Consider the following 17,433-nt stretch of genomic DNA (forward strand, 5'->3'; position numbering starts at 1 on the left):
TCCGGCACGCTGAGTCCGATGTATTGACGGACGGCGATGATCTCGATGCTCCGTGTGTCTGTCGGCGGTCCGCTGCGGCTGTTGCCTGGAGGGACGGGGGCGTGCTTCGGATGTATGGGGATCCGGACGAGTTGGATCGGCTGGCGGGTCGGCTGCGGCAGCGGGCCGTCGAGGTCCGGGAGCGGGCGGCGGACCATGAGCGGCGGGGGCAGGCGGCGCGGTGGGTGTCGGTGTCGGCGCAGGCGTATCGGGATCAGGTGGGCCGGGACCGGGTGCGGGCGGACCAGGTCGCGGACGAGCTGGACGCGGTGGCGGATGCGGGGCTTGACACACGCCCAGGAGGTACGGGAACTGATCGCGTTGATCGCCCGGATCGAGGAGCAGGCCAGGGTGTGGTTCGCCGGGACCGCGGAGCGGATGAGGGACCTGGCGCCGCTGGTCGGCGGCCCGTTGCTGAGGGCTGCGATGGAGGCGCCGTGGGCGGGCTGGCCGGTGCGGCCCGGCAACCTGCCGGCCTCCGGCGACCGGCGCTGGCTGGAGGTCGGCGACATCCTCCGGGGCAGGGGAGTGCTCTAGGTGGGCGCCGACGGTCAGGTGCTGCCGGCACACCGGCTGGTGCTGACCGCTCCGGAGTGGACACTGCTGGTCCGTCGCACGGGGCTGGCTCCGCCGCCCGGGCTCGACGTCTTGGACGAGCCGGAGCCGGACCTCCTGCGCGCCGCCGGGCAGGCGTTGGCCGCCCGGGGCGTGGTGAGTGCCGACGACGATCCGCTTGAGTGCCGGCCGGCGGAGGAGGTGCTGGCGAACCTGGCGATCTTCGCGGCCGCGCGGGTGGTGATCCGGGTCGAGGCGTCGGTCGGGGGGCGCTCGGTACGGGCGGTGGCGGCGGTGGCCGGGCCGGCGGGTGCGGCCCTGGTCGGGCTGCCCGACGGTGCTGTCGAGCTGTCGATGTTCGAGGCGGTGGCGCTCGGGCGTGAACTGGTCCGGGTCGTACCGGGGGAACGGGACCTGGCGGGGGCGGCGGGACGGCTCGGCCGGGCGCTCGGCGGCGGCGGGTCGCGGGTGTCGGGGCGGCTGCCGCTGGCGGCGCTGGCCGACTACACCCGCTCGGGTGACCTGGCGGGGGCGGCCGGGCGTGCGGAGGCGGCGGCGGCGTTGGGGTTGACGGCGGTACAGGTGCGGCTGGTCGAGCAGGTACGGGCGCGTACGACCGGGGTGTTGCGGGTGCTGGTGGGCGGCCGCAGCGGGGCCGGGGTGGGGGTGGCGCAGGTGGTCTGGCTGGCCACGGAGGGCGGCTGGCTCGGGCTGCGTCCGGAGCCGGATGGTTCGGGCCGGCGGATGGTGTCGGTGCGGCCGGTGGCGCGGGAGGAGATCGGGGTGTGGCTGGCGCCGTACCTGGGACAGCTTGTGGAGGGCGGCGATGGGTGATCCGGAGTTCCAGGTCAGCGGCGGCGCCGGTGGGACGGGTGCCCGGTACGAGGACATCGGCCTGCTGGCCCGGCAGAGCGACGACCTCGCCCGCGACCTGGCCGGGATCGGCGTGCAGGGGCACGGCATGCTCGCCGATCCGGACCTGGTGGCCTCGGCGGTGCTCCACCCGGACGGGTTCGCCAGGATAGAGGCCGGCCTGCTGCGGGCGTTGGACGGCCCGCAGGGGTTGACCGCGCTGTCGGTCGGGTTCGGGCAGCGGGCGATCGCGCTGCGGACCGTCGTCGCCTCCTACCAGGCGGTCGACGAGGAGCGGGCCCGGACGATCGAGACGCTGCGCTGGGCGCTCGGCTACGGGCTCGGCACCGGAATCAAGGCGGGCGTGCTGGGGCCGGTGACGCTGCTGCCGTTGGCGCCGTTGGCCGCCGCCGGGGCGCTGGTGGCCGACGACGTCGACTGGGAGCAGATGATCACCGACCATCCCGGGATCGTCGACACCCTGGTCGGGCTGGGTCCGGGGTTGATCAGCAGCGTGCCGGGTGCCCCGATGGTCGGCGACGTGCCGGGCGCGGCGGACCTGCTCGGCGAGTTCTACGACGACGGCACCTGTTCGGTCACCGTGCCGGACGTGAACGGGACCGGCACCAACATCGACACCTCGCGCGACGAGATGACCACCCCGCCGCAGGGCTTCGGTGACCTGATCGCCGGCCTCAACTACCGCAACGGAGAGTCCGGCGCTGGTGAGCCGGACCAGATCGACGTACGGGTGATCACGCATCCGGACGGCAGCACGGCGTATGTGGTCGACATCCCCGGCACCAAGGAGATGAACATGCCGTGGGATTCCGACAGTCCGTTCCTCAACGACATGGGCACCAACGTGCACGTGCTCGGCGGCGACACCACCTCCCGGCAGCACGCGATCGCCGAGGCACTGCGGATGGCCGGGGCGGGCACCGACGACCCGGTGATGCTGGTCGGGCACAGCCAGGGTGGGATGGTCGCCGCCCAGGCCGCCCAGGACACCGCTACCGGCGGCTTTCCGTTCAACGTGACGCACGTCGTCACGGCCGGGTCCCCGATCGGCAACACTGAGGTGCCGGCGGGTGTGCAGGTGCTGGCATTGGAGAACGCGCGCGACATCGTGCCGCACCTCGACGCCACCGACAACCCGGACCGGCCCCACCACACGACGGTCACCTTCGACGACCAGAACGGCTCCATCGGCGACAACCACGGCACCGGCTCGGCGTACCTGCCGGCCGCGCACGCACTGGACCGGAGCACCGATCCGTCGGTGCAGGCGTACCGGGACAGCGCTGGCGCGTTCCTGAACGGCGAGGCCGTCGAGTCGAAGGTTTATGAACTGCACAGGGTGCACTGATGCGAGTCGACAGGAGGACGCCGACGATGCGGTGGTCGAGGGGGTGCCAGGCGGTCCGTGCGGGCGGGCTGGCCGGGGTGGCCACGATCATGCTTCTCGCTGTCGCATCCTGTGGCGGGCTGGCGGATTCACCCGAGGAGCGGGCGGAGTCTGATGCGATCGCCGCCGAGATTCAGGAGGCGCTGGCGGCACGGCGCGAGGTGGTCAGGGTGAAGGTCGGGTACCAGAACAACATAAGCAACTCCGCGAGCGCATCCGTGACCGCGACGTTGAAGGCCGGAGCCGACTTCGGTCCCTTCCTCGACGAGGCCGTCCGGCTGGTCTGGCTGAGCAGGCTTGACCCGCTCAGCTCGATAAGCGCCTCTGCGATCGACGCCGAAGACAAGCAACGCGGCACCACCCGTCACCTGACTCTTGACGACAGGGCGGAACTGGAACGCAAGTACGGGCCTCGGCCGCCACGGTAGTCGTGACCCGGCCACCAGGTGGGCCGAGTCAGGTCGCTGACAGCGGGTCGGCGAATCCTTCATGAGCATGTTTGCAATACCACTGTGGCGGGGGGTCCCTGGTGCCGACGAAGTGGCGAAGGCGCGTCCGTAGCCCTCTGCCTCACCCAGAGCACCAGGTCTACCTGCTCGTCCACGTCCTCCTGTTCGTCGTCGGTCTGCTCGTTGCGCAGCTCGACGGCCAGATCTGGCTAGCCATCGGCACGTCCGTCTCGGCGACTGGCATCTGTGGTTGGGCGATCTTTCTCTGGTTGCGGATCACCGAGCAGAGTACGCAGGGGCAGCGGCGAATCCAAGGGCTCGGCCTTACCGACGCCTTCCCCGCGCGATCGGTGCCCATCCGTCCCGAGTACGAGCGTCGGTTCGTATCCGCCCGTCAACAGATCGACTTCCTGGGATTCGGACTCCGCGCCTTGCGGGAAGACTTCGGCGACCAGATGGACACCTGGTTACGGAGGGTGCCGATCCGGATCCTGCTTGTCGACCCGGATGCGCCGACGCCCGGCTGGAGCTATGCCTACCAGCGTGACGTGGAGGAATCCAACAGCCCGGGTTCGATCGCCACTGACGTGGTCAACTTCCTACGGGCGATGGAGCCGGTCAAGAACCGATTTCCGGAACGGCTGCACATCCGGCTCTACACGTGCCTACCCGCCATCAACGTGTGTCGGATCGATGACGAGATCTTCTGGGGACCGTACGTGCTCGGCGCGCAGAGCCGCAACACTCCGACCTTCGTCGTGTCGCGTACCGGCCCCCTGTTCGATGTGCTGCGCAGCCACTATGAACAGATCTGGACGGATTCCCGCTACTCCCGGGATGGATTTCAGCGGACGGAGCAGGGCTTCCGGTCCGTCGTGATCCAGCAGGCCCTGCCCGACCAGTCCGACTATCGAGGAAGAAGCACATGAAGGTTGATCTGGACGCCCACCACCAGGACTCGAACGTTCGCCCCGCCGTCGGCGTCGGCGTCATGATTCGCCGCGACGACAAGGTGCTGCTGGGCAGGCGTCGCGGCGCGCACGGTGCCGACACGTTCGGCTGGCCCGGTGGAGGGCTGGCCTTCGGCGAGTCGCTCGCCGATGCGGTCCGCCGGGAAGCGATGGAGGAAGCCGGAGTCCGGGTAACCGGAGTTCCTCGCCTGGTGTGCGTGAGCAACGTCGTAGAGTACGGCCGCCACTATCTGGATCTGGAGTTCGAGGTGACCGAGTTCTCCGGCGAACCGATGGTGCGCGAGCCGGATCTGATCGAGAGCTGGCAGTGGTACCCACTTGACGGGCTACCCGCACCCCTGTTCAAGCCATGCCAGCTCGCTCTCGCCTCGCTGAACGACGATCGGCTACTCAACGATGGCTAACCGGACCGGACGCGTCTGGACGGTACTCGGCGGTCTGCACTTCGACCTCGCGGCAACCATCGAGCGGCAGTGGCTGGTCGACCACACCGACCGCGACGGGCAGACCTGGACGGATGTCCGTACCGAACTCGGTGGCGTGGGCGGCAACATGGCGCGTCACCTGCACGACGTCGGACAGCCGGGGGCATTGATCGCGGTCGTCGGCGACGACGACATCGGACAGCTACTGCTCGGACGGGCCCGTATGGATCTACCCGGCGTGGAGGTGCACCCGGTGGTCGTTCCCGGTGCGCACAGTGGCGTTGTCGCGCTTCTCCACACCGTCGGGCGGGGCGACCGGAAGCGACTCGTCGTCGGTCCCGACCGGTCGGCCGTCGACGTGGTCGAATACCAGCATGTCGACGCGATCCTGCACGCGCTGCGCCGGCAGTCCGCCGAGCTGATCCTCGACGGCTATGTCCTGCGCTGTCGGGTCGCCGGCTGGGTGGACGCCTTGCAGCGGTTCCGGGCGGACGGCTGGCGGACGCACCTGGAGCTGGTCCCACACGACCTGGGGCATGAGGTACGCGCCGCCGCGCTCGCCGCGGTTGTCGCCAGCTGCGCGACGCTGTCGACGAACATGAGCACCATCGAACGGGTACTCGATCTGCCGCCGCTGTCCGCGTCGGCGCTGCCCTCGGACCGGGCGGCCAGGCTCGCGGACAAGGCCGGCCGGATCCTGTCCGGCAGCGGGGCCCGGATCCTGGCTCGATTCGGTCGCGGCGACGCGCAGCTCTGTCTCCGGCTGTCCGAGGGGTCGGAGCCGGAGCTGTGGTCGTATGACCTCGATCGTGCTCGATGTGGCAAGAGCACCCAGGACCGGCTTCTCGTGCACGAGCTGACCGGCGCAGTCGAACTTGTCGGGGGGCGCCGGCTACCGCTGTGACAGATGGAGGAGGACCGACGATGCGGGTCGAGGTTGTCGCGCCGAGTCGGGTGCATTTCGGACTCGTCTGGATGACCGACGGTACGCCTCAGGTCTACGGCGGGGCCGGCCTGACGCTGTGGCACTGCAAGACCTGGGTCGAGGGCAGCAGGACCACGTCCGGCACCGTCAGCGTGACCGGCGGCTCGATCGAGGCGCGGGCCTTCGTCACGGAGCGGCTCACCGCGGCCGGGCTGGTCGGGGTGCGGCTGGCCATCCACGAGGCACCCCAGGATCACGTCGGCCTGGGCTCGAAGACCACCGTGGCGTTGGCCTGCGCAGAAGCCGCCTGCCGCCTGCTCGGTCGAACGGTGACCCGGGAGGAGCTCGTACGCATCACGGGCCGCGGCGGCACCTCCGGCATCGGCGTCAACGGCTACTTCCTCGGCGGCTTCCTGACCGACCGCGGCCACCCCAGGGCCGCCGTGACCGCCCTGGCCCCGTCGTCGGCCAGCCAACCTTCGGCGTCTCCGCCGGTAGGGCAGCGGTTCTCCTGGCCGAGTGCCTGGACGGTCAGCCTCGTCCGGCCCCCTGCACAGCAGGGTCTGCACTCCACCGCCGAACGCGACTTCTTCGCCAGCCAGTTGCCACTGCCGCTCGGCGAGTGCCAGCAGGCGGCAGTGGCATTGCACCAGGAGTTGCCGGCCGCGATCGTGGACGCCGACTTCTCCCGCCTGCGGGCGGCGCTGCGGCAGAGCCGGATGGTGGGGTTCAAAGCCCGGGAGGTGGAGATCCAGCCCGTCAGTGCCGGCCTGCTGCGATGGCTCGACAAGCAGCCGGAGGTGGCCGCGACGATGACGTCGCTCGGTCCCACTGTCGTCGTCATCACCCGATCGCGTCGACGACGATTGGACCTGCCGGCCTTCACCGAGGGGTGGACGGTGGCACGCGGGCTCGTGGCTGATTCCGGACGCCGAATCACGACACACCCGGCATCCTTGCGCTGATAGGCCGCTGACGGGGTCACGCGAGGGTCAGGCCGATGGTGGCGGCGAGTCGGGTGACGTCGGCGGGGGCGGGGCCGGTGCGGAGTACGGCGGTCAGTGCGGCACGGGCGGCGGGCCGGGTCCGGGTCTCGGCCGGGGCGATGCGGTCGGCGATGACGAGGGCGCGTCCGGCGGCCTGCGGGTCGCCGGCGTCGAGGTGGGCGCGGACGATGTCGATCAGGTGGGCTGCCCGGTGTTCGGCGGACAGTCGGGGCCAGCCGGCACCGGTGGTGGCGTGCTGGTGGGTGCTGATGGCCTGCTGGCTGTTGCCGAGCTCGGTGGCGATCAGGGCGCGGGCGAGGTCGACGGTGGTGGGGCCGAACCCGAGGTCGCCGTCGTCGGGGCGCGGGTGGTCGCCCAGGGCGGTGCCGAGCCGGGCGGCGCGGTGGGCGAGGTCGCGGGCGGCGGTGGCGTCGGCGCAGGTCGCGGCGGCGATGGCGGCCTCGGTGAGCAGGGTGCCGGCCAGGGCGAGATCGTGCGGTGGGGTAGCCCGGGACGGCGTCGGGAGGAGACGGTGCGCGGCGGTGATGGTGGCGGCCATCGCGAGCCGCCCCCGGTCGAGCGCCCGTAGCGCCTGGGCGAGGGGGATGGCCGCGATTGCGGTACGCCGAGGGTCGCCTCCGGTGGCGGCCATCGCCCGGTCGGCGGCGAGCCAGGCCAGGTCGGCGGCGTCGAGTTTGACCAGGGTCTGGGTGGCGAGGCGGTAGACGCGTACCAGAAGATCTGCGGTGTGTTCGGTGCCGGCGGTTGTCTCGGCGTGCCGGATGTCGGTGAGCAGGTCGGGGAGGAGCCGCATCACCTGTGGGTGGTGGGCGTGCCGGTAGGCGGCCCAGGCGTGCTGCAGGCGTCGGTCGAGGTGTGCCGGCGGTGACGGTGGCTGGGGTGGCTCATCGGTGGGGGTGGGGTAGCAGGCGAGGGCGGCGCGGACGCGGTCGATTGCGGCGGTGAGGCCGGTGATGGGTACGCGGTGGGTTTGGCGGGGGAGCAGGACTTCCGGGTCGACGCCGAGGACGGCGGCGACAGCTTCGATGACGGAGAGCCGGTCGAGGGTACGCACACCGCGCTCGACCTTCTCGACCCAGCTCTTCGATCTGCCGAGTCGGTCGGCGAGGACCTGTTGGGTGATGCCGAGTCGGGTGCGGAGTTGGGCGACCCGGCGTCCGATCGGGAGGTCGGGGCTGGCGGGCGGGTCTGGTGCGGTCATCGGGCTGTCGTGCGGTGGATGGCGTGGGTGGACTCGCCGCAGCGCGGGCACCAGCGGGACTTGACCCGGAACGCGAAAAGGCCGAGGACGAAGCCGGGGAGCAGGCCGCCGAGCGCGATCAACGAGATGCGGAGAACCACGATCACTCTCACCTTCTGGCGGGGCCGGAGGCCGGGCGTTGCCGCGCCCAACCTCCGGCCGTCCGCCCTGACCGAGGGGAGTCAATAGAAGTACTCGTGTACACAAGTTTACGGCGCGATTCGGGTCTGGACAGACGGCTTCAGAAGCTGCGGAAAGCGACCAATCTTGCTAGGCGGGCAAATGGTAGTGCAGCACAAAGGCTGCCGCGTCCATCACGGTGTCGCACACCTCGACCGGCCGACCGTCGGCGATTGCTGTCCGGACCAGATGTAGGACTGGTGAGCCTGGAGGGAGCTGCAACAGCCGCGACTCCTCGCTGGTCGGCATGCGGGCCACGATCTCCTCGTCGTACCGCTCGAAGGTCATGCCCTGGTCTTCCATCCGGGCGTAGATTCCGCCTGGTCCCGGGTTTGGTTCCTCGATCGGGGTCCCTGCCGCGACGCTCACCGGGATGTAGGAGGTTGCCGTCTCGACGGGCTGCTCGTCGGTGAAGTACCGGCGTCTCCGTATGGCTACTTCGGAGCCAGCTTCGACTCGAAGGCGTGCAGCCGCTTCATCCGGTATCGGACCTCGCCCGACGTACAGCACCTCGACCCGGAACTCTCGATCGTTTGCCTCCATGTCCACCGTAAAGGCTGCCTTGCCCTCGGCACGTCGTGTGAAGCGGTCGGAGCCGAGCCGCTTGACCGGTGGCCGTCGGCGGACGAACCAGCCACGTCCATGCTCCGAGACCACCAGACCGTCGGTCACGAGTACGCTCAGCGCACGCCGAGCCGTGACGCGGCTTACCCCGTACTCCGAGACAAGCCGAGTCTCGGACGGTAGTTGCGCCCCAGGCCCCAGGTCGCCCCGCTCGACCGCCGCCCGGAGCTGGTCCGCGATCTGCCGGTACACGGCCCGATCGCTCGCTGGGTCGATCCGATCCCTCATCGCCGGCCCCATCGGGTGGTATACACGAGTCGTTTGGAGAACTCTACCGACCCGGGGAGTAGGCGATGGCAGCCAGTTCGCGGCACTCTGTCAGCGTCGCGGCCGTCATCGTCAACGACGACGACCAGGTCCTTGTGACCAGGCGTCGGGACAACGGCCACTGGGAGCCTCCAGGCGGTGTCCTCGAACTTGCTGAGTCGATCCTCGACGGGCTACGACGCGAGGTCCGTGAGGAAACCGGCTTGGAAATTCAACCCGAGCGGCTGACCGGCGTCTACAAGAACATGCAACTCGGAATCGTCGCGCTCGTCTTCCGCGCCCGCGTGGTCGGCGGTCAGCTCCGTGAAACCGAGGAAACCACGCGGGCTGAATGGTGGAGACGTGAAGCCATCATAGGCCGAATGGACGAGGCGTATGCTATCCGCGTGCTCGACGCGCTGAACGATGCTGGCCCAGCCGTACGCGCTCACGACGGTATGTCTATCCTCCAAGGGAAGGAACCTCGAATCAACTGACGGAACCGGCGGCCTCAACCTCAATCCCCGAGATCCAGCCACGGAGGTTGAAGCAGTATCCATCCAAGCGTCACGTCTGATTGTGCTTGCTCTTACTCCTCGGGTCCGTCCTCTTCAGCATCGGTGAGAGATGCCAAGGTTTCCAAGGCGAGATCCCATAGCGAGCCTTCGCCTGCGACGTACCAACGTGAAGGTCCCTGCGCGGCAACGGGGGCTTTGCTCCACCCAGCCATTTGCCACATGCGCTGTACGAGTCCCGATGGCGAATACCGCTTACCGTCGGCAGACCATAGGAGAGGGCGTACACGTTGGTTCACCCATGTCGCGCTGCCACGGCTGGGATCCTCGGCAAGCCAACCAGCCATCGCATCCTTTTCTGGCTGACTGGGTGCCCGATAGGTCAGAGTTGTGCCATCGGTCAGCCGCCCGGCATCGATGAGAGTGGGAACGGCGTTCGGGCGGCGTTGCTTCGGAACTCTCTTTATCGGACGGTAGTCCGCCGGCATGTCCGGCACCGGAACACCTCGCTGCAAGTCCGACAGTACAAGACGGACAAGCGTGCGGCATCGCTCAGTGTTAGCGAGCGTGCTTGCGACGATTGAGTTCTGGCCGAACTCGGCGTCCAGGTGATGGACGAGCCAGCCAGAAGCACGGTCGACTGCGTCCGGTACCTGCGCAAGCACGGCGTCCCAGTCGGTGTCCGCGTCGTCGATGCCATCAAGGTCCAAGTACTGAAAGACGATATGTGCGATGAGACGATTGCCGCGTTCCACAATCGCTTCCGCCCGCGCTTGGCGGGTCTTTGCCGTACGGTGAAGCGTCTCGTCGATCTCGCGGAGAACTAGGACCGTGCGCCAAATCTGGTAGGCCGAGGGCGGGTCCTGCGCATTGAACAAGAGTTGATAGGCGCCCTGTGTGCCTTCCTCCCAGAGCAGTTCGCTCCCGCGCTTGGCGCGGATCGCAAGCTCAGGATTTCTGTGCGCGCAGGCAAGCGCTATCGCTGCCCTGAGCACTGAGCATCCACTGTCGGGCGTCGGTTCTGGCTCTCCGCGCTTCACCATGTAAGTCTTCTGCAGCGAAAGGGCGAAGTCTTCCTTGATAGCGGCTTGGACGGGATCGAGAGCGACAAAATCCCGTCGCTCAACGCGGTTCTGCGTGTTCGTTGCAGTAGTCACCGCTTCCGCGAACCCTGGTTGACAATTCCGCAGCGAAATTACCCGTACGCTCACGTAACCTTCGGCTGCGGCTCCGCTGTCCTTCCGTGAAGCCGCATAAATCGCGTGAACGGTCTGTGCACCGTTTACTACACTGGCGCCATTTAAGTGCAGATCGACGGGGCTGCGCGCAGATCGGCTGAAGTATTGTGGTTCCACTTCATCGCACAGAATTGTGATCCCGTTGTTGAAGTACCAGAAGTTATATGGCTCGCTGATGAGCGTGTCCGTCAGGCCCTGATTCACTTGAGTGAGACCGAGTGGTTTGCGAATATTGCGATCGAACAGGCGGTCTCCGTGTGCCTCGTACCATTGCGCGACCTCCGCGACTGAGACGGTGCCCTGGAACGCCTCGTATGGCTCGGTGATCCGGATCCAGTCCTCCATCTTCGCTGCCAATTTAATCGAGGGCTCCGCAAAATCATTCCGCACCACCTCCCATACATCTCGCGCCAGGTAGGTTCGGTGGTCAAGCATCGTACCCAATTGGTTGAATTCGTCCTGCGCGTCGCTAAGCCGCCGTACAACGTCATCGGCGAGAGGATCGGTCCGCATAAGCGCCGGTACGAGTGTGATTCGAGCACGCGAGTTGGCTAGGACGGAGGCGACCTGGTCTGCGAGGTTCTGAAACTTGATGTTGAACCGATCGAACCGGCGCGTGTCGATCTGAACCAAGCCGTCGACGAACTTTAGGGCATCTGCAACCCCAAATCCAGCCTTACCGGCGTCACTCCATTTGGACTGGACCAGCCATAAGTGCGACGCGCTCTCGTCAGTCGCTACCGCGTCAATACCGATGTCATCCCGGCCGTCAATGACGGCACTGGCTGCCGCTATACTGTCACAGCCTGTCAAGTCCCGAACTACCAAGGCCGCCAGTGCTCTAGAAAGAAACGCCTGGTCGCGACTCCTATCCGATTTGTCCATGACATCATCGACACTAATCAGATTACTGAACTCACGCTTAAGCGCATCCTGTACGTGGCGAATCTGTGTTCTCAGCGTCGCTCCGTGTCGCGCTGCTGCCTGCCCCACGCTAATCTGACCGCCTAACTGTCGTCCGTTGCGCTAGCCCGTCAAAATTGATGAAACGATAAGAGTCCGCGCCCAATCAGCCAATAATCCCGTCTGACTGGCCTGCCGTCGATGTATCGGTTTGTTTTGTAACTGCTGCCGTTATCAGGGCGTGTCGCCGCTCAGCGAGCAGTTCTAGTTGGCGCTTGAGCTTTCCTATCGTGCGTGTGATCGTGCTGTGCCGTTGCTGAAGATTGTGGACAATTTTGCGTTGGTGGGCCACAGGTGGCAACGGGATGGGAAAGTTCAAAATCTTGCTGCTACTGGTGGATGCTAAATTTGTTGTCCTTGATCCGGTGCTTTCGAAGTACGATCGGCCGTGCAGTGTCTGCGTCATAAGGGCAAGGTAGTGGGTGTCGAGTCGATCGGGATCAGGTCGCAGTGCAAAGACGTGATTCTGATGCAAACAGTCTCGAATTTGTCCATCCCAGACAGTGCCACGACCCAGCTTATCGAGGTCGCCGCCTTCGGTCATGAGAACATCGCCAGGTCGAAGGGTGCTTCGAATTGCCATTGATTTCGGAACGGTAACTTCCGTGATTGATGACAAGTCAATGTAGCCAGCTTGAACATTGGCAACACGCAAGTATGGGCGAGTTACGGATGTCCCGTCGTCCTCGCGTTTGCCATCTATGGTGATGCCGCTTTGGAGCCGGCAGATATAGCCGAGTCGAACTAGGGGTCGATCGCGTTGCGTCGGTGGTAGCCAGGGCCAGGGCGGCATTCGAGCACTGTTCCGTGTTATGCCAGGGATAAGCGTCTCGGACACCTCTGCGTACCATCGCTCTTCGAGTGCGGTGCATTGTTGTAAGCGGTATTCGATGAGACGATTGAGGCGGGTAGTCTCGGTGTCGAGGAAGCTGGCGATTCGCCGCTGCTCGGACAAGGGGGGTAGGGAGATGCGAAGGTCTCTAAGAAACTGGTCCGGCACGCGCTGTTGACCTGCCACCCCGTACATCTCTGCCTGTCCTAGCCGGAGGAACGCATGAGTGTGTGTTAAGTACAGAAGGAATCGTGGGTCAATGGTTCGCCCGGGACGCACGACATGGAGTTCGGTGCTGCCCGCCCCAACCGCGTTGTGTAATCCGGAAATAAGAACTGACCGGCTCGCCTCAAAAGTTGGCGTAATCTTTGGGACTAGTACATCGCCGTTTTGGAATCTCGTATATCCGGTGCTGACGGCCGACTTAGTGCGTCGCTGAGTGGTGTCCAGCCGGTCGCCCGGCCAGACGGACTCCATCGGCATAAATGTCAGCTCGTCATCAAAACTCAGGTGGTCGAACGCGGGCGTCGGTGGGTTTATTTGTGCTATGTGACGCAGGCGTACGGTCGTCACTTCGTCACCTCGCCCAGCAGCGCCTGAATCTCGGCCTCAAGTGCCTTCAGCTCGGTGTCGATCTCGGCCAACGGCCTCGGCGGCTTGTACACGTAGAAGTGCCGAGTAAACGGAATCTCGTACCCGATCTTGGTTTTGGTGTGGTCGATCCAGGCGTCCGGGACGTGGGGCAGCACCTCGCGGCGCAGGTATTCCTCCACGTCCTCGTGCAGCGGCACGTTCTCGTAGTCGCGCAGGTCGGTGTCCGGCTCCGGCTCGCCCTTGACCATCTGCACCTCGCCCTCCGGGTCACGCACACCCAGGACCTCCCGCAACGCCTTCTGGAACGGGGCGCCGCTCGGCCAGAGCACCCCGGCCTCGGCCATCGCCGACCGGACCACGTCCCAGGCCGCCCGCTTGGTGCCCCACGACCGCCCGACCAGCGGCTTCAACGCGGTTTCGAACGCGTCGACGTCCAGCGCCTTCCCGATCGGCTTCGAGTCGCGTACCCGGATGAGGGTCTCCTCGGTGACCTCGAAGCGGAGCTTGAGCGGCCGTTCGACGGTGATCCGGCGATAGCCGAAGTCCTCGTTGGCGAAGACCTTCACCTTCTGGTGCTGCGGGTGCTCCGGGTCGGCGGCGGCGTGCAGCGCCTCGCCGTAGAGCCGGGTGATCTCCTTGATCTGCTCGTCCGTCAGGTACTTCCGCTTGTCGCCGAGCGACTTGCGCATCTTGGCGAAGTAGTCCCGGGCGTCCAGCAGGACCACCTTGCCCCGGTGGTCGGGCAGCTTGCGGTTGGTCAGGATCCAGAAGTACGTCGAGATGCCGGTGTTGTAGAAGAGCTGGTCCGGCAGCGCGACGATCCCCTCCAGCCAGTCGTTCTCCAGGATCCACTGCCGGATCCGGGACTCGCCGGACTCGGCCGCCCCGGTGAAGAGCGGCGAGCCGTTGAAGACGATCGCGATCCGGCTGCCGCCCGTGCCGTCCTCGTTGACCAGCTTCATCTTCGAGATCATGTGTTGCAGGAAGAGGAGCGAGCCGTCGTTGATCCGGGGCAGGCCGGCACCGAACCGGCCGCTCTCGCCGAGCTGCTCGTACTCGCGCTCGATCTCGTCCTTGACCTTCTTCCACTCCACCCCGAATGGTGGGTTGGCCAGCAGGTAGTCGAAGCGCTTGCCACGATGCCCGTCGTCGCTGAACGAGTTGCCGAACTTGATGTCCTCGGGATCCTGGCCCTTGATCATCATGTCGGATCGGCAGATCGCCCAGGACTCCGGATTCAGCTCCTGGCCGAAGACCCGCACAGTGGCGGCCGGGTTCAGCATCTTGATGTGCTCCTCGGCGGCGGAGAGCATGCCGCCGGTGCCGCAGGCCGGGTCCATGACCGTCCGGGCCACGCCCGGCACGCTGAGCGCGTCGTCGTCCGGGGCGATCAGCAGGTTCACCATCAGCTCGATGACCTCGCGAGGGGTGAAGTGCTCACCGGCGGTCTCGTTGGACTGTTCGGCGAAGCGCCGGATCAGCTCCTCGAAGACGTACCCCATCTGGTGGTTCGAGACGTTGACCCTGGGCTGACCGCGGTCGTCGAGCAGGATCTCGCCGGTTTTCGGGTCGCGCTGGACCGGGTCCAGGTCCAGGTCCGCGAAGCGGCCGACCACCCGGTAGAGCAGGTTCGCGCCGTCGAGCCGGCGGATCTGCTGCGGAAACTCGTAGCGGTGCAGCACCTCCTGCGCGTTCTCCGAGAACGCCCCGACGTAGGCGAGCAGGTGCTTCATGGTCTGGGCCGGATCGGCGGCTACCGACTTCAGCGTGTAGCCGCTGATGTTGTAGAAGCTGTGCCCGGCGGCGCGGCGCAGGAACCGGGCCACGTCCACATCGTCCCGGCCCTCGAACCTCTGGTACGTCTCCCGCACCTTGTCCCGGGTCGGCGCCAGCACACACTCCAGCCGGCGGAGCACCGTGAACGGCAGGATCACCTTGCCGTAGTCGGACTGCTTGTAGTCGCCGCGAAGCAGATCGGCGACCGACCAGGCGTGGTTCGCCAGCTCGGTGTGCTTCCTGGTGCTCAACGGGGTCCTTCCGAAATGCCGTCGGGTGGGAGCAGGGCGCCGCCGGTGAGGCCGGCGGCCAGGGTGCGGGCGGTCTCGTCGGCGAGCCGGTTGGCGAGATCCGCCGCCGTCCGCATCGCGTGGAGCTGGCGGAACGCCCGGCCGTACCGCCGCTGTTCGGCGAGCGGGAGCAGCGGGATCCGCAGCCGGCGCGGATCGACCCGGACCACGCTGGTGCCGGACGACGCCGCGCTCAAATTGTCCTCGGCGGAGAGGAATCCGGCGAGGAACCACGGGTCGAGTCGGGCCGGATCCGGCCGAAGGAGGTGCAGGGCTCGGCCGAGCAGGCAGCCGGCATCCCCGGAATCGGCGACCCGGGCGGCGCCGGCACCCCCGTGCAGCAGTTCGGGGAGGATGACGTCACCCGGCCGGATCTCGACGTCCTCTCCTGCGGTCTCGTCGTCGGCGGTGCCGGAGGCGGGCCGGCGGGACGTCACATCCCGGGCGGTGAGGACGCGCGCCCCGTCGGGCCCCGGCCCGGCGGGTGAGGAGCCGCGGACCACCACCGGGGCGCGGAGCAGCGTCAGCGCCTCACCCCGGAGCAGGTCGGCGACGCTCGCGGTACGCCAGGAGACCGCCTCGGCGCCGGCCGCCGGCCAGGGCTGCCCGCCGCTGAGCGTCGCCAGGCCGCTCGCCGCCCGCCGCAGTCGGCCACGCAGCTCGTACGCCAGCTCGGCAAGCTCGTCGGGCTTGGCCGGGACCGGCGCGGCCCGGACGTGTCGGGTCGGAGTGAGGTCCACCGCCTCGTCGAGCAGGTCGACGACCGGCACCGCCCGCGCCGTGCCGGGGATCGGCTCGAAGGTGTCCGGCTGCCGGTCGAAGTCGTGCCAGGCGTCGAGCACCGCGTCACGCACCGTGGACCAGTCCGACCCAGGGCGCCCGCCCGCCCCGTCGGCGGTGCGTCCGGGCTCCGGGGCGGCGGCGTCCAGCATGAGCACGGTCGACGGCAGGGATGCCTGCGGGTGCGGCCGTTCGAGCAGCCACAGGTGCAGGCTGATGTGCAGCGGTTGGGCGACCCCGACCGGCAGCGCGAGCACGGCGCGCAGCGCACCACCGCGGACCATCTCGGCCCTGATCCGGCGGCCCGACGGCCGGAGGGCGGGACCGGGTGGCATCAGCAGCACCGCGCGTCCGCCCGGGGTCAGGTGTGCGAGGCAGTGCTGTAGCCAGGCGAGTTCCGGCTCGCCCTTCGGCGGTAGACCGAACAACCAGCGCGGGTCGTAGGCCAGCTCCTCGTGGCCCCAGTCGCGCTGGCCGTAGGGCGGCGCGCAGAGCACGGCGTCGGCGACCAGCGCCGGGAACGCGTCGTGCCGCATGCTGTCGCCGACTTCGACCTGTTGCCGTCTGGCTTCGACCTGTGGCCTTGTGGCTTCGGCCTGGATCGCCAGCCGGGCGGCGGCCTGCGCGGCCACCGCCGGCACGACATCCTGGCCGTACACCTCGGCCGCACCGCGGGCGGCGGCGGCCAGCAGCAGGCTACCGCCGCCACACGCGGGGTCGAAGACCTTTTCCGGGTACGGCTCGCCGGGGCCGGCGAGGAGGTCGGCGATCAGGTCGGCCACCGGCTCCGGGGTCAGGTACTGGCCACTCGCCTTGATGTCATTGAGATCGCCCTCGGCGAGCACGTCGACCGTCCGCGCCGGCCCCTCCTCGGCGACGCAGCGCAGCAGCGCGCGAAGTAGCCCGACTTCGGTGGCGTGGTAGGTCAGGTTTCCGGTGCCGGGGATGCCGGCGGCGTGCGACCGGGCTGTCCGTGCTGCCCATCCGGGCAGCCGGTCATCGGGAAGTTCGACGGCTTTCCGCACTGTGTCGGCAACGCGACTTCCGGCGACGACGAGCGGGAGGAGTCTGCTGCGGTGTGCGACGTCGGATGCGGAGGCACGCAGGGCGGTGCGCAGGTCGTCGGCTGAGGACGCTGCGGGCAACTGACCGCGTGTGGCGAGCCAGGCCCGCACCGCCGCCAGGTCGTACGCCGGGCTGTTCTCCGTGCCGCCCGTCGGGGCGGGGAAGTCCGGGTGCCGTCGACGCCAGTTGCTCACGGTGGCACGGGTGACGCCGGCCAGCCGGGAGATCTCGGCGGCGGTCACCTGGCTGGGCTGTGGCATGGGCGTCCTGTTCGGTCGTCTGCGCTGCTCGTGCGCACACATTACACGACCGCGAGAGCGTGTGAACGCTTTGACAGTGCTTTCACTTGACAGTGGTGCTACGGTGTTTTCAGTGACGGCAGCCGGCGGTCCCGCTCGGCCGCCGCTGATCTCCCCTGTCCGCGTACCGGACGGGCCTCTCCACCCCCGCACGTGGATG

16 protein-coding genes are annotated in these 17,433 nt (G+C 67.6%); 9 read left to right on the plus strand and 7 right to left on the minus strand.

Annotation, left to right across the window (positions count from 1 at the left end):
* Positions 1–324: 324 nt before the first annotated feature.
* The 8 genes from ACN27G_RS02485 (at position 325) to ACN27G_RS02520 (ending at position 6,589) form a co-directional block, all read left to right on the plus strand.
* A complete protein-coding gene (locus tag ACN27G_RS02485; RefSeq protein WP_421491156.1) occupies positions 325–576 on the plus strand; it encodes a hypothetical protein in 252 nt (83 codons plus the stop codon).
* Positions 577–1,428 carry a hypothetical protein gene (locus ACN27G_RS02490; RefSeq protein ID WP_421491157.1) on the plus strand — a complete coding sequence of 284 codons (852 nt, stop codon included), beginning with the start codon at positions 577–579 and terminating at the stop codon, positions 1,426–1,428. It abuts the gene before it with no gap.
* Positions 1,421–2,815, plus strand: coding sequence for an alpha/beta hydrolase (locus ACN27G_RS02495; RefSeq protein WP_421491158.1), 1,395 nt, complete (start codon positions 1,421–1,423; stop codon positions 2,813–2,815). The genes ACN27G_RS02490 and ACN27G_RS02495 overlap by 8 nt, the downstream gene beginning before the upstream one ends.
* Positions 2,816–2,892: 77 nt before the next feature.
* Positions 2,893–3,282, plus strand: a complete 390-nt coding sequence (locus tag ACN27G_RS02500) for a hypothetical protein (protein ID WP_421491159.1) — start codon at positions 2,893–2,895, stop codon at positions 3,280–3,282.
* Positions 3,283–3,383: 101 nt separating this feature from the next.
* The gene (locus ACN27G_RS02505) at positions 3,384–4,232 is read left to right on the plus strand and encodes a hypothetical protein (protein ID WP_421491160.1); all 849 of its coding nucleotides are present in this window, start codon (positions 3,384–3,386) and stop codon (positions 4,230–4,232) included.
* Positions 4,229–4,678 carry a nucleotide triphosphate diphosphatase NUDT15 gene (locus ACN27G_RS02510; protein WP_421491161.1) on the plus strand — a complete coding sequence of 150 codons (450 nt, stop codon included), beginning with the start codon at positions 4,229–4,231 and terminating at the stop codon, positions 4,676–4,678. The genes ACN27G_RS02505 and ACN27G_RS02510 overlap by 4 nt, the downstream gene beginning before the upstream one ends.
* Entirely contained in the window at positions 4,671–5,603 is a 933-nt protein-coding gene (locus ACN27G_RS02515) for a PfkB family carbohydrate kinase (protein WP_421491162.1), read from the plus strand. Before ACN27G_RS02510 ends, ACN27G_RS02515 begins: the two co-directional genes overlap by 8 nt.
* A gap of 20 nt (positions 5,604–5,623) precedes the next feature.
* Complete coding sequence (locus ACN27G_RS02520) at positions 5,624–6,589, plus strand: beta-ribofuranosylaminobenzene 5'-phosphate synthase family protein (protein ID WP_421491163.1); 966 nt, start codon at positions 5,624–5,626, stop codon at positions 6,587–6,589.
* A 16-nt stretch (positions 6,590–6,605) separates the two neighbouring features.
* Here the strand turns inward: ACN27G_RS02520 and ACN27G_RS02525 are convergent, their stop codons facing one another.
* The 3 genes from ACN27G_RS02525 to ACN27G_RS02535 form a co-directional block, all read right to left on the minus strand.
* On the minus strand, positions 6,606–7,832 hold the full coding sequence (locus ACN27G_RS02525; protein ID WP_421491164.1) for a helix-turn-helix domain-containing protein: 1,227 nt from the start codon (positions 7,830–7,832) through the stop codon (positions 6,606–6,608).
* Positions 7,829–7,972 carry a hypothetical protein gene (locus ACN27G_RS02530; RefSeq protein ID WP_421491165.1) on the minus strand — a complete coding sequence of 48 codons (144 nt, stop codon included), beginning with the start codon at positions 7,970–7,972 and terminating at the stop codon, positions 7,829–7,831. The genes ACN27G_RS02525 and ACN27G_RS02530 overlap by 4 nt, the downstream gene beginning before the upstream one ends.
* A 169-nt stretch (positions 7,973–8,141) precedes the next feature.
* Positions 8,142–8,903, minus strand: coding sequence for a GntR family transcriptional regulator (locus tag ACN27G_RS02535; RefSeq protein ID WP_421491166.1), 762 nt, complete (start codon positions 8,901–8,903; stop codon positions 8,142–8,144).
* A 65-nt stretch (positions 8,904–8,968) separates the two neighbouring features.
* Here ACN27G_RS02535 and ACN27G_RS02540 point away from each other — a divergent pair, with 65 nt between their 5' ends.
* Positions 8,969–9,418 (plus strand): NUDIX hydrolase, encoded by a 450-nt coding sequence (locus tag ACN27G_RS02540; protein WP_421491167.1) that lies wholly within the window; start codon positions 8,969–8,971, stop codon positions 9,416–9,418.
* A gap of 92 nt (positions 9,419–9,510) precedes the next feature.
* Here the strand turns inward: ACN27G_RS02540 and ACN27G_RS02545 are convergent, their stop codons facing one another.
* From ACN27G_RS02545 to ACN27G_RS02560, 4 genes are all read right to left on the minus strand, one after another.
* The gene (locus ACN27G_RS02545) at positions 9,511–11,559 is read right to left on the minus strand and encodes an AIPR family protein (protein WP_421491168.1); all 2,049 of its coding nucleotides are present in this window, start codon (positions 11,557–11,559) and stop codon (positions 9,511–9,513) included.
* Positions 11,560–11,743: 184 nt separating this feature from the next.
* Positions 11,744–13,042 carry a restriction endonuclease subunit S gene (locus ACN27G_RS02550; protein WP_421491169.1) on the minus strand — a complete coding sequence of 433 codons (1,299 nt, stop codon included), beginning with the start codon at positions 13,040–13,042 and terminating at the stop codon, positions 11,744–11,746.
* Positions 13,039–15,090 carry a type I restriction-modification system subunit M gene (locus tag ACN27G_RS02555; RefSeq protein WP_421491170.1) on the minus strand — a complete coding sequence of 684 codons (2,052 nt, stop codon included), beginning with the start codon at positions 15,088–15,090 and terminating at the stop codon, positions 13,039–13,041. The genes ACN27G_RS02550 and ACN27G_RS02555 overlap by 4 nt, the downstream gene beginning before the upstream one ends.
* Positions 15,087–17,234 (minus strand): N-6 DNA methylase, encoded by a 2,148-nt coding sequence (locus ACN27G_RS02560; protein ID WP_421491171.1) that lies wholly within the window; start codon positions 17,232–17,234, stop codon positions 15,087–15,089. The genes ACN27G_RS02555 and ACN27G_RS02560 overlap by 4 nt, the downstream gene beginning before the upstream one ends.
* Positions 17,235–17,433 lie beyond the last annotated feature (199 nt).

Origin of the sequence: Plantactinospora sp. WMMB334, from assembly GCF_049179095.1 — a bacterium.
Lineage (GTDB): Bacteria > Actinomycetota > Actinomycetes > Mycobacteriales > Micromonosporaceae > Plantactinospora.